General features: G+C 65.6%; 15 protein-coding genes and 1 pseudogene. 12 read left to right on the top strand and 4 right to left on the bottom strand.

The annotated features are described in order from the left end of the window. Positions 1 to 14 precede the first annotated feature (14 nt). The 9 genes and pseudogenes from PMI15_RS02910 to PMI15_RS02875 all read left to right on the top strand — a co-directional run bounded on the left by PMI15_RS02910 (position 15) and on the right by PMI15_RS02875 (position 7,282). Complete coding sequence (locus PMI15_RS02910; RefSeq protein ID WP_007863468.1) at positions 15 to 797, top strand: SDR family oxidoreductase; 783 nt, start codon at positions 15 to 17, stop codon at positions 795 to 797. Between the two features lie 117 nt (positions 798 to 914). Further along, positions 915 to 1,973 (top strand): porin, encoded by a 1,059-nt coding sequence (locus tag PMI15_RS02905; protein ID WP_007863467.1) that lies wholly within the window; start codon positions 915 to 917, stop codon positions 1,971 to 1,973. A gap of 215 nt (positions 1,974 to 2,188) precedes the next feature. Continuing rightward, positions 2,189 to 3,142 carry an AEC family transporter gene (locus tag PMI15_RS02900; RefSeq protein WP_007863466.1) on the top strand — a complete coding sequence of 318 codons (954 nt, stop codon included), beginning with the start codon at positions 2,189 to 2,191 and terminating at the stop codon, positions 3,140 to 3,142. Positions 3,143 to 3,510: 368 nt separating this feature from the next. Next, positions 3,511 to 3,936 (top strand): YciI family protein, encoded by a 426-nt coding sequence (locus PMI15_RS02895; RefSeq protein ID WP_007863465.1) that lies wholly within the window; start codon positions 3,511 to 3,513, stop codon positions 3,934 to 3,936. 77 nt (positions 3,937 to 4,013) lie between these two features. After that, positions 4,014 to 4,349: pseudogene (locus tag PMI15_RS25250) on the top strand (YciI family protein); the annotation flags it as partial. Positions 4,350 to 4,424: 75 nt separating this feature from the next. Further along, complete coding sequence (locus PMI15_RS25245; protein WP_238541062.1) at positions 4,425 to 4,787, top strand: YciI family protein; 363 nt, start codon at positions 4,425 to 4,427, stop codon at positions 4,785 to 4,787. A 175-nt stretch (positions 4,788 to 4,962) separates the two neighbouring features. Further along, on the top strand, positions 4,963 to 5,508 hold the full coding sequence (locus tag PMI15_RS02885) for an SRPBCC family protein (protein ID WP_007863463.1): 546 nt from the start codon (positions 4,963 to 4,965) through the stop codon (positions 5,506 to 5,508). Positions 5,509 to 5,539: 31 nt separating this feature from the next. Beyond that, positions 5,540 to 5,977: a YciI family protein gene (locus tag PMI15_RS02880; RefSeq protein ID WP_007863462.1), complete on the top strand. Its 438-nt coding sequence runs from the start codon at positions 5,540 to 5,542 to the stop codon at positions 5,975 to 5,977. A gap of 6 nt (positions 5,978 to 5,983) precedes the next feature. Continuing rightward, on the top strand, positions 5,984 to 7,282 hold the full coding sequence (locus tag PMI15_RS02875) for an RNA polymerase sigma factor (protein ID WP_007863461.1): 1,299 nt from the start codon (positions 5,984 to 5,986) through the stop codon (positions 7,280 to 7,282). Positions 7,283 to 7,289: 7 nt separating this feature from the next. Here the strand turns inward: PMI15_RS02875 and PMI15_RS02870 are convergent, their stop codons facing one another. Beyond that, positions 7,290 to 8,576, bottom strand: a complete 1,287-nt coding sequence (locus PMI15_RS02870) for an MFS transporter (protein ID WP_051001909.1) — start codon at positions 8,574 to 8,576, stop codon at positions 7,290 to 7,292. Positions 8,577 to 8,697: 121 nt separating this feature from the next. Between PMI15_RS02870 and PMI15_RS02865 the strand changes: the two genes are divergently transcribed. The 3 genes from PMI15_RS02865 (at position 8,698) to PMI15_RS24655 (ending at position 10,470) form a co-directional block, all read left to right on the top strand. Further along, positions 8,698 to 9,462 (top strand): helix-turn-helix transcriptional regulator, encoded by a 765-nt coding sequence (locus tag PMI15_RS02865; RefSeq protein ID WP_007863459.1) that lies wholly within the window; start codon positions 8,698 to 8,700, stop codon positions 9,460 to 9,462. Between the two features lie 112 nt (positions 9,463 to 9,574). Next, entirely contained in the window at positions 9,575 to 9,982 is a 408-nt protein-coding gene (locus PMI15_RS24270; protein WP_007863458.1) for a pentapeptide repeat-containing protein, read from the top strand. A gap of 53 nt (positions 9,983 to 10,035) precedes the next feature. Next, positions 10,036 to 10,470, top strand: coding sequence for a hypothetical protein (locus PMI15_RS24655; protein ID WP_157214516.1), 435 nt, complete (start codon positions 10,036 to 10,038; stop codon positions 10,468 to 10,470). Positions 10,471 to 10,497: 27 nt separating this feature from the next. Here the strand turns inward: PMI15_RS24655 and priA are convergent, their stop codons facing one another. The 3 genes from priA to PMI15_RS02855 all read right to left on the bottom strand — a co-directional run. Beyond that, a complete protein-coding gene (gene priA, locus PMI15_RS02860) occupies positions 10,498 to 12,705 on the bottom strand; it encodes a primosomal protein N' (RefSeq protein ID WP_007863457.1) in 2,208 nt (735 codons plus the stop codon). Next, positions 12,702 to 13,031 carry a hypothetical protein gene (locus PMI15_RS24650; protein ID WP_157214515.1) on the bottom strand — a complete coding sequence of 110 codons (330 nt, stop codon included), beginning with the start codon at positions 13,029 to 13,031 and terminating at the stop codon, positions 12,702 to 12,704. Before PMI15_RS24650 ends, priA begins: the two co-directional genes overlap by 4 nt. A 49-nt stretch (positions 13,032 to 13,080) precedes the next feature. Then, positions 13,081 to 13,441, bottom strand: a 361-nt coding sequence (locus tag PMI15_RS02855; protein WP_007863456.1) for a uroporphyrinogen decarboxylase family protein, incomplete at its 5' end; no start/stop codon positions are given.

Genomic DNA, 13,441 nt, shown 5'->3' with positions numbered 1-13,441 from the left:
ACCGGAGCCCGTTGATGGATTTGCACCTTCACAACAAAATTGTCATCGTCACCGGCGGGGGCGCCGGAATCGGCGGGGCCATCAGTCTGCAGCTGGCGCGGGAGGGCGCCGTGCCGGTGATCCTCGGCCGCAGTCCCTTGCTGCCGGCGTTTTCCGCGGCCTTGCGCGAGATCGGCGGCCGCCACGGATTTTTCCAGCTGAACCTTGAGGATGAAGCCGCCTGCCGGGCCGCGGTGCAGGGCACCGTGGCTGAATTCGGCGGCATTGATGCGCTGGTCAACAATGCCGGCGTCAACGACAGCGTCGGCCTGGAGGCGGGCCGTGAGGCCTTTGTGCGCTCGCTGGAGTCCAACCTGACGCACTGCTACCTGATGGCCCACCTGTGCCTGGACCAGCTCAAGGCCAGGCGCGGCGCCATCGTCAATATTTCCTCCAAGACGGCGCTCACCGGTCAGGGCAACACCAGCGGCTACGTCGCGGCCAAGGCGGCGCAACTGGGCTTGACGCGCGAATGGGCCGCCGCCCTGGCGCCGCATGGCGTGCGCGTCAATGCGGTGCTGCCGGCCGAAGTCATGACGCCGCTCTATGAAAGCTGGCTCAAGACCTTCGCAGACCCGGCGGCGGCGCTCGCCGACATCACGGCCCGCATTCCCCTGGGCCAGCGCATGACAAGCGACCGCGAAATTGCCGACACGGTGGTGTTCCTGCTGTCCGACCGCGCTTCACACACCACCGGCCAGTGGATTCATCCCGATGGCGGTTATGTGCACCTGGACCGGGCTTTGCCTGCCCGCTGACCGCAATGACCAAGTTTCCCCGCCCGAACCGGGTTCGCTCTGGGCAGCCATGCCGGCGAATGGGCATATCCGGACTTCTTCAACCGACTCAATCCAACCATAGAAAAGAGACAAACCATGAAAGCTGCTTTACGTACTATCTCCCTGGGTGTTGCCTGCGCGGCCGTGCTGGCGCCACAAATAGCCTCTGCCCAGTCCACCGTCACCTTGTATGGGCGGGTCGTTTCAGGCCTGGCCTATATCGACCATGTGTTTGACCCGGTGGCCAATGCCAGCTTCTCCAAATCCATGGTGGCCAGCAACCAGTGGGGCACCAGCATGTGGGGCATGAAAGGCAAAGAAGACCTGGGGGGCGGCCTGGCGGCCAACTTCCTTCTCGAAAGCGGTTTCGAACTTAAAAACGGCTCGACCGGCGGGGCGCTGTTCAACCGCCGCGCCTATGTCGGTCTGTCCAACGACAGCTGGGGCAGCTTCCGCCTCGGCAAGAACCTGTTCATCAGCAATGATGTGTGGGACCTGGACCCGACCGGCCAGCAGTGGGTGGGCAGCGCCACCTTGGTCAGGGGCCGCAACTGGCCCGGGGCCAACAACGTGGTCGAATATTCAACGCCGAACATGGGCGGCTTCAACGCCACCGCGCAGATCTCGCTGGGCGAACAGGCGGGCAACAGCAAGGCCAACCGCGGTGAAGGTATTTCGCTGACCTACGCGAACCAGGACCTGATGCTGCGCGCCATCTATTCCCAGCGCCACAATGCCGCCGGCACCTTCACGGATGTTTTCAGCACCTCCAAGGAAACCATCATCGGCGGCACCTACAAGTTCGGCCCGGCCAAGCTGTATGCGGCCTACGACTACATCACCGCACCCGAGGCGACCCTCGCCGCCGCGTCCAAGCTCAAGCATGCCTGGGTCGGCGTTCGCTACGACGTGACGCCCGCGCTGACGCTGATCGGTTCGGTCTTCCACGTCAAGTCCGATCGCGTCGCCGGCAAGGCCACCCTGGGCATGGTGGGCGCGGACTACAGCATGTCCAAGCGCACGCTGCTGTACGCGACATTCGGCAACGTCAGCAACTCCAATGGCGCCAACTTCGGGGTGGACGGGGTCTCGGGCAATCCGGCGGTCAACCAGTCGCAAAGAACCATTTATGCGGGCATTGCGCACAGCTTTTAAAGCGGCGGCGCCGGGCGAATGCCAGGCGTTCGGCGACAGGTCGGCGGGATTCCTGTCTGGTTCACGCCGCTTGCCAGCTGTCCCGCCATCATTTGCCCTGTCATAAGTAGCGGCAGCGCAGGAGCTTCCTGCGCTGCCGCCATTTTTTCTCCCTCGACAGGCAGGCGTAGCCTTGCCGCGCGCCCCTGCGCCAGGCGTGGGCGACAATCAGCGCCGTGCTCAGCATTCTTTTTGTCACTTTCCCTTTTTTCGCCCTGGTGCTGTGCGGCTACCTTGCCGCGCGCCGCGGCCTGCTTCCGCAGCTGGCCATTCCCGGCCTCAACACCTTTGTGCTGTATTTCGCGCTGCCCTGCATGCTCTACCGCTTCGGCGCCGGCACGCCGATTGCGCAGCTGCTGGATGCCAGCCTGGTCGCCGTCTACCTGCTGTGCGCGCTGCTGATCGTGGCCTTCACCGTGGTGCTCACGCGCAAAGGCCGCATCGCCTGGAACGACGCCTCCTTCGGCGCGCTGGTCGCGGCCTTTCCCAACACCGGTTTCATGGGCGTGCCGCTGCTGGTGGCGCTGCTGGGCGCGCAGGCCGCCGGCCCGGCCATCGTCACCATCCTGGTCGACCTGCTGGTCACGAGTTCGCTGTGCATCGCGCTGTCTCGGCTGGACTCGGCCGACATCCACGGCGCCGAGGTCGCCGCGCAGAACGCGCTCAAGGGCGTGGCGCTCAATCCCATGCCCTGGGCCATTGTGCTGGGCGCGCTGTCCTCCGGCCTGGGCCTGGCCTTGCCCGGGCCGGTGATGCAGACCGTGGGGCTGCTGGCCGACGCGGCCTCGCCGGTGGCGCTGTTCACCATAGGCGCGGTGCTGGCCCGCTCCCAGATGAACAGCACGCAGGCCACGCCGCTCAGGGACTATGTGCCGGTTGTCCTGGTCAAGCTGGTGCTGCACCCGTTGCTGGTGGGCGCGGTGGGGCTGGGCGCCATCGCGCTGGGCGTGCCTTTGCAGCGCTCCGCGCTCGTCGTGATCGTGCTGGTGGCGGCCCTGCCCAGCGCCAGCAATGTCGCGATGCTGGCCGAGCGCTTCGGCGCCGACAACGGCCGCATCGCGCGCATCATCCTGCTGTCCACCGTGCTCGCCTTCTTCAGCTTCTCGGCGGCCGTGGCCTTGCTGGCCTGAGAACCCGCACACAAACCCTTTGCATTTATCCGCAGAAACTGCGGAAGAATCCATATCCACAGATTACGCAGATTTACGCACACAAAGACCTTCATGTGAAAAGTCGGGCGAGTGGCACAGGAAGATAAAAGTGTCGTTTTGACGACGACGATGCTGTTTTCAATCTGCGTAAATCTGCGAAATCTGCGGATAAATTCAGACTCAATTTCCGGCCAGGACTGCTTCCATTTATTTGTCGGATATTGTGAAAAAAGCGTATCCACACTGTCGATTTCGCTCAAACCATTCGTCGTACCCCTGAGAGCAGGATGTTTCTGCCCGGGTGGTCCGGGCTCTCCGCTCCCTACACAACCCCTAAGGAGTCCGATATGAAATTCATGGTCCTCGTCAAAGCCGACAAACACAGCGAAGCCGGCGAAATGCCCAGCGAACAGCTGCTGGCCGATATGGGCAAGTTCAACGAATCGCTGGTCAAGGCCGGCGTCATGCTCGCGGGCGAGGGGCTGCACCCCAGCGCCAAAGGCGCGCGCGTCAAGTTTTCCGGCGGCAAACGCACCGTGACCGACGGGCCTTTCCCCGAAACCAAGGAGCTGGTGGCCGGTTTCTGGATGCTGCAGGTCTCGTCGAAAGAGGAAGCGATTGAATGGGTCAAGCGCGCCCCCTTTCCGCTGGAGAGCGAAGCTGAAATCGAGATCCGCCAGGTGTTTTCGGCCGAAGACTTCGGCGCCGAGTTCACGCCCGAACTGCGCGAGGCCGAGGAGCGCCTGCGCCGGCAGGTCGAGGCGCAGCGCTGAAACGCGCGGGTCTTGCGTTTGAGGTAAAAACCGGGGGACGGCGGCATTGGGGTCGCCGTCTTTAGGAGACAGCACGCATGCAATTCATGATCCTGCGCAAAGCCGATGCCGCGACCGAAGCCGGCGAACTGCCCAGCCCCGCGCTGCTGGCCGCCATGGGCGCCTACAACGAGGAGCTGGCGAAAGCCGGCATGTTGCTGGGAGGCGTTGGCCTGCAGCCCAGCGCCAAGGGCGCGCGCATTCGCTTTTCTGGCGGCAAGCCCACGGTGATAGACGGCCCCTTCACCGAATCCAAGGAACTGATCGCCGGCTTCACCATGGTGGAAGCCGCCTCGCGCGAGGAGGTCATTGAATGGCTCAAACGCTGGCCGCAGGAGGATGCCGATGGCAACAGCGCGCTGGAAATCCGCGAGGGCGGCTGCCCCGGCGGCCTGCGCGGTGTGGCCGGTGAGGGCGCGCCGGCCCTGCCTCAGGGCTTTCGCCGTTTCATGATTCTGCTCAAGGCCAATGACAGGGCCGAAGCCGGCATCGTGCCCGACAGCCAGTGGCTGGGGCGCATGGCCCGGCACAACGACGAAGCGGTCAAGGCCGGCGTGCTGCTGATGGGCGAGGGCCTCAAGCCCAGCGCCAGCGCATCCCGCCTCAAATTCACCCGGGGTAAACCGAGCGTGATGGATGGGCCATTTGCCGAGGCCAAGGAATTGCTGGCGGGTTTCTGGATCATCCAGGCGCGCTCGCTGCAGGCGGCGGTGGACTGGGCGCTGGACTATCCCTTCCCGTTCCGCGATACGGAAGAGGTCGAGGTCGAAATCCGGCTGCTCTATGAAATGGCTGACTTCGGCATGGCCTGAGCCTCAGGGCCCCGGCCAAAAATTTTTTGAAATTTTTTGGCCGGGCATGTCGATTTCGCGTTTTCCGTTCGTCGTGGTGGTGAGCAGACGTTTTTTTGCGGGCCGCACAGCGTGGGGCCCCTAAACCCGGCGCTCGCCATTCATGAAGTGAACGAACACCAACAAGGGGATTTACATGTTCAAGACCATAGCCATCATTGCCGCCGTCGCGATAGTCCTTTTTATCGTGACCGTGCTGGTGCTTGCCTCCGGCAAGCCCGACACCTTCCGCGTCCAGCGCCAGGCCAGCATCCAGGCGCCGCCCGAAAAAATCTTTCCGCTGATCAACGACTACAAAAACTGGGGCGCCTGGTCGCCTTACGAAAAGAAAGACCCGGCCATGAAGCGCAGCTTCAGCGGCCCGGCCGCCGGCAAGGGCGCGGCCTACGCCTGGGACAGCAAGGAGGTCGGCGTCGGCGACATGCTGATCACCGAGTCCGTGCCGTCCTCCGTGGTCAGGATTGACCTCAACTTCAGCAAGCCCTTCGAGGCCCACAACAAGGTGGTGTTCAGCATCCAGCCGCAGGCCGGCGGCAGCACCACCGTGAGCTGGGAGATGGCCGGCCCGGCACCGCTGCTGTCCAGGGTCATGCAGGTGTTCTTCAATATGGACAAGATGGTGGGCAAGGACTTTGAGGACGGCCTGGCCGCCATGAAGGCCGCCGCGGAAAAGCAAGGCTGACCCACCCACCCCACACCCAAGGAGTATTCAAATGCGATTCATGATGCTGATGATCCCCAAAGGCTACGAAAGCGCCGCCGCCGGCACCCTGCCCAGCGCCGACGCCGTGGCCGCGATGATGAAATACAACGAAGAACTGCAAAAAGCCGGCGTGCTGCTTTCGCTCGAAGGCCTGCACCCGCCCTCCATGGGCGCGCGCGTGAGTTTTCCCGGCGGCAAGCCGCGCGTGGTCGACGGCCCGTTTGCCGAAGCGCGTGAGGTGCTGGGCGGCTTCTGGATGATCAACGTGGCCTCACGCGAGGAGGCCATACGCTGGGCCTCGCGTTGCCCCGGCGGTGAAAACGAGGTCATCGAGGTGCGCCAGGTGCAGGAGATGTCGGACTTCCCGCCCGACGTGCAGCAAGCGGCCGCCGGCTTCACCGAGATGCAGCAGGCGCCCAGCGGAAAGAACCAGGGCAAGGGCGCCTGAGGCCGCATGGCGTCGCATGAAACCCACCGCGCCATCGACGCCGTCTGGCGCATCGAGTCGGCCAAGGTCATCGCCAAGGTCGCGCGCATGGTGCAGGAGGTGGGCCTGGCCGAGGAGATCGCGCAGGACGCGCTGGTCACGGCGCTTGAGCGCTGGCCCAAGACAGGCGTGCCGGACAACCCGGGCGCCTGGCTCATGGCCGTCGCCAAGCACCGCGCCATCGATTACCTGCGGCGGCGCAAGCTGCTCGCGCTCAAGCATGAAGAGCTGGGCCGCGAACTCGAGATGGAGCAGGACATGGCTTTTGCCGATGTAGACGAGCCCGGCTCCGGCGACGACGGCGCGGACGACTACGGCGACGACCTGCTGCGCCTGATCTTCACCGCCTGCCACCCGGTGCTGTCCACCGAGGCGCGCATCGCCCTCACGCTGCGGCTGCTGGGCGGCCTGAGCACCGACGAGATCGCGCGCGCCTTCCTGGTGCCCGAGCCCACGGTGGCCCAGCGCATCGTGCGCGCCAAGCGCACCCTGGCCGAGGCGCGCGTGCCTTTTGAGGTGCCCGGCCCCGAAGAGCGCAACACAAGGCTGGCCTCGGTGCTGGAGGTCATCTACCTGATCTTCAACGAGGGTTACTCGGCCACCTCGGGCGGCAACTGGATGCGGCCCGCGCTCTGCGACGAAGCCTTGCGGCTGGGGCGCGTGCTGGCCGAACTCGCGACGCAGGAACCCGAAGTCCACGGCCTGGTCGCCCTCATGGAAATCCAGGCCTCGCGCGCCAAGGCGCGCACCGGGCCTTCGGGCGAGCCGATTCTGTTGCTGGACCAGAACCGTGCGCGCTGGGACCATATCCTGATACGCCGCGGCCTGGCCGCATTGGCACGCGCCGAGGCCCTGGGCGGCGCGCTGGGGCCGTATGCGCTGCAGGCCGCCATCGCCGCCTGTCATGCGCGCGCGCCTACCGGCGCCGATACCGACTGGCAGCGCATCGCCGCGCTGTATGACGCGCTGGCGCAGCTCGCGCCCTCGCCGGTGGTGGAACTCAACCGCGCCGTGGCGCTGGCCATGGCTTTCGGCCCGGCCACCGGGCTGGAGGTGGCCGATGCGCTGCTGGCCGAGCCCTTGATGAAAAACTACCACCTGCTGCCCAGCGTGCGCGGCGACTTTTTGTTCAAGCTGGGCCGCTTTGACGAAGCCCATGCCGAGTTCGAACGCGCCGCCTCGCTCACGCGCAACCTGCGTGAACGCGAGCTGCTGCTGGCGCGCGCCGCGGCCTGTTTGCCGGACGCCACGCCGCGCCTGGGTTGACGGGCGTTCAGCCCGCGGGCTTGCGGCCGCCCAGCATGCAGGCAATCGCTGCCAGTTGCAGCAGCACCGTCGCGCCGAAGTACAGGCCTGTGCCCGCACCCAGGTGCGCCGGGCCTCCGTTGCCCGTCACCAGCAGCAGCGCAAACGTGGCCGGCGCCAGCGCCCACAGGCCTTGCGACATGGCGACGATCAGCGCCACCACGCGCGCCACGTCCTCCTTGACGAACTCCACCTGCGCCACCAGCGGCGGCAGCGAAGTCGCGTTGCCGATGCCGACACCGAACAGCACCACGCCCAGCAGGATCAGCGCGGTCTGGTGTTCCGCCGCACAGGCCAGGGCCAGCGAGCCGGCAATCTGCACCGCATAGCTCACACTCGCGACCAGCCGGCGCTCGGCGCCAGCCGGCATGCATTTGGCGACCACGGTGCGCCCGCCAATGGCGCAGGCCGTCGCCAGCGCCATCGCCAGGCCCGCACCCTGGGCGCCCAGCGCCGAGACCAGCAGCGAATAGAGGTGCGTGATCAGCCCGGCCTGCGCGAACAGGCTCAGCGCCATGGCGGCGGCCAGCGTGCGAAAGCCGCGGTCGCGCCACAGCAGCCGGCCCGGCAGCGGCCTGGCGTGCATCGAGGTGAGACTGGGCGAGGGTGTGCCCGGCGCATCACCGTCGGGCCGCTGGCCCAGGCGCTCGGGCGTCTGCGCTACCACCCAGAAACTCAGGCAGCCCACGACGGCCAGCATGGCCGCGCCCACCAGCACGGTGGCGGCGGTAAAGCCCAGCGCGGCAATCAGCGCACCCCACAGCGGCGAAAAAATCACCCCGCCCAGGCTGGCGCCGTTATAGGCCTTGGCCAATGCCATGGGCCGGCCGCGCGCAAACCAGGGCGAGATGATGGCGTTGATGCCCGCCGCGCCCATGGTGACCCAGCCGCCGCCCGTCAGCAGCGCGGCCATCAACAATTGCCAGGGCTGCGCGGCCAGCGCCCAGCCCATCAGGCCCAGCGCCAGCGCGGCGGCGCCGGCGGCCGTGGTGGCGGCCACGCCGAGACGCGCGTGTATGCGCGGCAGGCAGGCCACCACCCCCGCGCCGAACAAAAAATGAAAGGTCACCGCGCTGGATACCAGCGGCAGCGCCCAGCCGGTGCGCGCCAGCACCGCATGCAGAAAAATCGCCGGGCTGTAAAAACCTATGCCCCAGCCGAAGATGGCCAGCACAAAAGCGGCACGCACCACGGTGGCGCCAAAAAAGGCGCGTGGCGCGGGCGGCTGGAGGGTGGGGGTGATGGGCAGTTCCATGGGTTTCTCCTTGTAGGGCATGGCGCCCATGGTGCGGTGAAGAGGGCCCGACATGCTTCGCCCTGGAGCGAAGCATGGGCTCCCTGATGCTGCTAAGGTGGGGGCTAAAGAGACCTTATTTATGAACACCAACCAGATCGCCCACATCGCCTCGCTGGTCGGCGAACCGGCCCGCACCGCCATGCTGATGGAACTGCTGGACGGCCGATCCCTCACCGCCCACGAACTGGCCGGCGCCGGCAATGTGTCGCCGCAAACCGCCAGCCGCCACTTGGCGCTGTTGGTCGAAGGCGGCCTGCTGCGCGTGGAGCAGCACGGCCGGCACCGCTACCACCGCCTGGCCTCGGCCGAGGTGGCCCGCGTGCTCGAAGGCATCACCCAGCTCGCGGCGCAGAACGCGCCCCCGCTGCGCCGCGCCGTGGTGCCCGGCCCCAAGGACGCCGCCATGCGCATGGCGCGCAGCTGCTACGACCACATCGCCGGGCGGCTCGGCGTGGCCATTGCCCAGCACCTGGTCGCCGACGGCGCGGTTGTGTTTGACGGCGAGGCCGGCCACGCAACGGACAAGGCCGGCGCCGTGCTGGCTCGCCTGGGCATTGACCTGGCGGCTTCGCTGCCCGGCACCGGCACCCGGCGTCCTTATTGCCGGCCGTGCCTGGACTGGAGCGAGCGGCGCTTCCACGTGGCCGGGCAACTGGGCACGCTGATTTGCACGCACAGCTTGGAGCGCGGCTGGTTGTTGCGCCGCCAGGGCATGCGGGCGCTGGAGATCACGCCCAAGGGTGTGATGGCGCTGCGTGGTTGGATGGGGCAGGAGAGCTGGCGGCAGGTCACTGAAGGGAATGCGTTTCCTGCGCGGCAGGAGCGGCGGACCGTGGCCGTGTGAGCACCGCACCCGCAACCTTTTTTTGTGGTTGAAGCCGCCAACTCATGCCGCGGCATTTTGCGGCATACATTACGTCAGGCGCTTTACTCAAACCACTTATGTCAGATTCCCCATGAACATCTACGTTGAGAGCACTGATTTTGACCAAGGCTCACTGCCAAAAGGCTGGGATGAAGGGTCGTTCAAATACTGCAACTTCAGCAAGCTTGATATTGAAGGTAGCGGTTTCGGCGGTGTTCTCGTTGGCTGTGTCATTGAAGAATCGGAGTGGTATTGGGGCCTGTTCAACACCGCAACATTTGTGAACGTCAAATTCAAAAGATGCATCTTTCGCGGGACCTCATTTGCAGGCTGCAGCTTCACTGAATGCCAATTCATCGACTGCGTGTTCGCCAAAAGCAACCTGGGCGGAGACTGCCATTTCACTGAAAATCGCTGGTACGCATGCACGCAATCTGGCTGTACAGGGTTCATCGATGCAGTCGCTCAATCGCCGTCCCCAATTGAAGCAAGCGCCTAAACCTTTCAATCGAGGACATGCCCAGGTCAACCGGCCCCCAGCCCTCTAACCCTATGACAGAGTTTGGTCCACCAGAACAGGTCTATGTTGAAAATGAGTGGTACGACGGGCCACGCGCTGGGGTCGCCAGCATTGACGGCAAGCCTCATCGCTTCGTGTCCCAGTTCGATGAACAGGAAGACGAATATGGGGCGACGTTCCTCGTATGGCCCATCCCGGCGGCAGAGCTTTCGCTTGAGCAAGAGCAGTGGAAAATCTTTGTGAGCTGGAACGACGATTACGAGGCGGGAAGAGTGGGTGTCGAGAAACACCCGGGCAATCCCGGTACAAACGAGCGCTGGGATGAAATCAACTCCGTCCTCAAGACCAGCCGAGAGTCAATACCAAGCGGCGCAAGGCGCGCCAAGGCGGAAATGACGTTTACTGAAAGCGATCGCCGCTACACGCCGTCTGGTCCTTCATATCATTTGTCATGGCGGTTGCTTTGAAGCTATCGCGAGCCGTCCACCACTCCATCAAATCGCAATCGGATCCACATCAATCGCCCAGCGAATCAGGCTCTTGAATTCCACCTGCTGGCGCGTCTCGAACAGCACCGGTTGCCAGGCCGCGAGGAAACGCTGCAGCGCCGCGCGCGAGGGGCTCTCCACCAGCATCTGCGCGCGCTCGATATTCGCCACGCGCTGTATCGTCATGGGCACGGCCGGGTAGGCCGTGACCTGGCCGTTGCCGGTAAGTTGTTGGGCTTCGGCTTGCGCCGCCGCCGCGTTGAGGAAACCTTGCGCCACCTCCTGCGTGCGCGCCTCGGCGCGCACCAGGGCCGAAAAACCGAAGGGCGACATGCCGGCGGCTTCGCGTTCGGCCAGCTGCTGCGCGGCAAAACCCGCGTAGTCGTGCCGCTTGAGCGCGGCGAACAGCGGGTGCTCGGGGTGGAAGGTCTGCACCCACATCTCGCTGGCGCCGCTGTGGCGCGCGTCGCGGCCGGCCCGGCCGCCGGCCTGCATCAGCAGGCTGAACAGGCGCTCGGGCGCGCGGAAGTCGCTGGAAAACAGCGCGCCGTCGGGGTTGATGGCGGCGACCAGCGTGATGTGGCGGAAGTCGTGGCCCTTGGCGATCATCTGCGTGCCCACCAGCACGTCGACCTCGCCCGCGTGCACGCTGGCCAGCTGGGATTCGAGCGCGCCCTTGAGCCGTGTGCTGTCGGCGTCGATGCGGGCGATGCGCACGGCCTCGCCGTCGGGCCGCTTCACGCCGGCCAGCAGTTCGGCCAGGTGCTCTTCGAGCCGCTCGGTGCCGCGGCCCACGGGGGCGATGTCGATGTTGCCGCAGCTCGGGCAGGCGCGCGGCACGCGCTCGGTGAAGCCGCAGTGGTGGCAGCGCAGGGTGCGGTCTATCTTGTGGAAGACGCGAAACGCGCTGCAATGCGGGCACTCGCTTTTCCAGCCGCAGTCGTGGCAGGCGAGGACGGGCGCATAGCCGCGCCGGTTCAAAAAGATCAGCGACTGCTCGCCGCGCGCCACGCGCTGGGCGATCGCGTCCAGCAGCGGCGGCGCGATGATGCAGTGCTTGGGCTGGTGGTTCATGTCCACGCGCCGCACGGTGGGCAGGCTGCCGGCGTCGCCCGGGGGGCCGGGTTCGCTGGCTTTGGGCGGCGTGTAGGGCTCCGGTTGCGGCCCGGCGGGATAGGCGGCGACCTCCTCGCCGGTTGAGAGCGTTATGCCTGTGCCAATGCGCTCATCCATGATGAGGCGCTGGTAGCGTCCGGCCAGCGTGGCCTGCCAGCTTTCCAGGGAGGGCGTGGCCGAGCCCAGCAGCACGCGGCAGGGGCCATGCGCATGCACGGCGTCTTCGGTTTCGATCTTGGCGCGGTAAATCGCCAGATCACGCGCCGAATAACGCGCGCCTTCCTGCTGCTTGTAGCTGGGGTCGTGTTCCTCGTCGACCACGATCAGCCGCAGATTGGGCATGGAGGCGAACACCGCCATGCGTGTGCCCAGCACCAGGCGGGCATGGCCGGCGTGGGCCGCCAGCCAGCTTTTGAGGCGTTGGGCCGGGGTCAGGCCGCTGTGCAGGGCCACCACGCGTTCCTTGCCCAGGTGGGCAAAACGCGCTTCAAAGCGCGACTGCAGCTGCGGCGTGAGGTTGATCTCGGGCACCATCACCAGCACCTGGGCGGCCGGGTCCAGCTCCAGCACACGGGCCGCGGCGCGCAGGTAAACCTCGGTCTTGCCGCTGCCGGTGGCGCCGAACAGCAGCGCGGGCCGGCTGTCGGCATGGAATTCGGCCAGCACGGCGGCCTGTTGCGCGCTCAGCGCCCACAGGGCCCGGCCGTCGGGCGCGCGGCTGGTGTCGGCCACCGGGCGCTTGAGCCGCCGCGCCAGTTGCACATTGCTGAGGTCGCGCAACTGGGGCGGCAGCGCCGCCAGCGCCACCTCGCCCAGCGAGCGCTGGTAATAAGTGGCGGTGAACTGCACCAGCTTGCGCCAGGTGGCGGACAGGGGCGGCAGGCCTTCCAGCGCGCCGGCCACGTGGCGCGTCTGCATTTCCAGCAGCGCGCCGCTGTCGGCCTGCAGCTCCCAGACCACACCCAGCACCTCGCGCCGGCCCAGCGGCACGCGCACCAGCGTGCCCACCGGCAGTGGCGACTCACTCTGGTAAGTCAGCGGCCCGGCGATGGAACTGTGCGCGGGCGCCGCGACGACGACTTGCAGCCAATAGCTCATTCAGAGTAACTAAATGTGTTTAATTCTTGAGAAATACATCCAGACAATGCGCTAAGTCCTTGATTTGGCGCCACTTTACAGATTTCCAGATTTTCTGTGGATAACTTTGTTGACAGCTTGTCGGCGAAGGTCGCGAAGCCTTGTAAATCAAGGCTTTTCTTAAATTGCCCGTAAAAAAAGCAATTTAAAGTCTCTATATAAATCAACAACTTACGCGCGCTATTGCTTTGATAGCGCGAGGTGAACCGGGGTGCTTGCATTGCGGCGGCGCAACAAGATTTTTGTGCATAAGTCCAGCCGGCGGGGCCCGGTTTTGTGCTAGCCATGGTGGAAATACGCCCCGGGCCGGCTGGAATAAGGGGTAGGCGAAAGGATTCAGCTACGCGCGGTGCGCATGCTGCGAGAGTGAGCGTGCACTGCGTTCACCAGCACTTCCACACTTTCGGGCGGCGTGTGCTGGCTGATGCCGTGGCCCAGGTTAAAAATATGGGTGGGCCCGGGCCGGCTGGTATCGGTATGGGGGGCGCCAAAGCTGTCCAGCACGGCGGCCGCCTCGGCCTCGATCTGGGCCGGGTTGGCGAACAGCACGTTCGGGTCCAGGTTGCCCTGCAGCGCCTTGGCCTGGGGCCCGTGCTCGCCGACCAGGGCGCGCGCCCTGGCCAGGTTGACCGTCCAGTCCAGGCCCAGCACCTCGCAATCGAGCTGCGCCATGGCCTCCAGCCACTGGCCGGCGCCC

Origin of the sequence: Polaromonas sp. CF318 (assembly GCF_000282655.1) — a bacterium.
Taxonomy (GTDB): domain Bacteria; phylum Pseudomonadota; class Gammaproteobacteria; order Burkholderiales; family Burkholderiaceae_C; genus Polaromonas.
The sequence above is the reverse complement of the archived record's forward strand: the minus strand, read 5'-3'. Positions and strand labels throughout refer to the sequence as shown.

Coding starts and splice junctions, on each gene's coding strand:
- PMI15_RS02910 (WP_007863468.1), top strand. CDS start 15: ATGGATTTGCACCTTCACAACAAAATTGTCATCGTCACCGGCGGGGGC.
- PMI15_RS02905 (WP_007863467.1), top strand. CDS start 915: ATGAAAGCTGCTTTACGTACTATCTCCCTGGGTGTTGCCTGCGCGGCC.
- PMI15_RS02895 (WP_007863465.1), top strand. CDS start 3,511: ATGAAATTCATGGTCCTCGTCAAAGCCGACAAACACAGCGAAGCCGGC.
- PMI15_RS25245 (WP_238541062.1), top strand. CDS start 4,425: ATGATTCTGCTCAAGGCCAATGACAGGGCCGAAGCCGGCATCGTGCCC.
- PMI15_RS02885 (WP_007863463.1), top strand. CDS start 4,963: ATGTTCAAGACCATAGCCATCATTGCCGCCGTCGCGATAGTCCTTTTT.
- PMI15_RS02880 (WP_007863462.1), top strand. CDS start 5,540: ATGCGATTCATGATGCTGATGATCCCCAAAGGCTACGAAAGCGCCGCC.
- PMI15_RS02875 (WP_007863461.1), top strand. CDS start 5,984: ATGGCGTCGCATGAAACCCACCGCGCCATCGACGCCGTCTGGCGCATC.
- PMI15_RS02870 (WP_051001909.1), bottom strand. CDS start 8,576: ATGGAACTGCCCATCACCCCCACCCTCCAGCCGCCCGCGCCACGCGCC.
- PMI15_RS02865 (WP_007863459.1), top strand. CDS start 8,698: ATGAACACCAACCAGATCGCCCACATCGCCTCGCTGGTCGGCGAACCG.
- PMI15_RS24270 (WP_007863458.1), top strand. CDS start 9,575: ATGAACATCTACGTTGAGAGCACTGATTTTGACCAAGGCTCACTGCCA.
- PMI15_RS24655 (WP_157214516.1), top strand. CDS start 10,036: ATGACAGAGTTTGGTCCACCAGAACAGGTCTATGTTGAAAATGAGTGG.
- priA (WP_007863457.1), bottom strand. CDS start 12,705: ATGAGCTATTGGCTGCAAGTCGTCGTCGCGGCGCCCGCGCACAGTTCC.
- PMI15_RS24650 (WP_157214515.1), bottom strand. CDS start 13,031: ATGGCTAGCACAAAACCGGGCCCCGCCGGCTGGACTTATGCACAAAAA.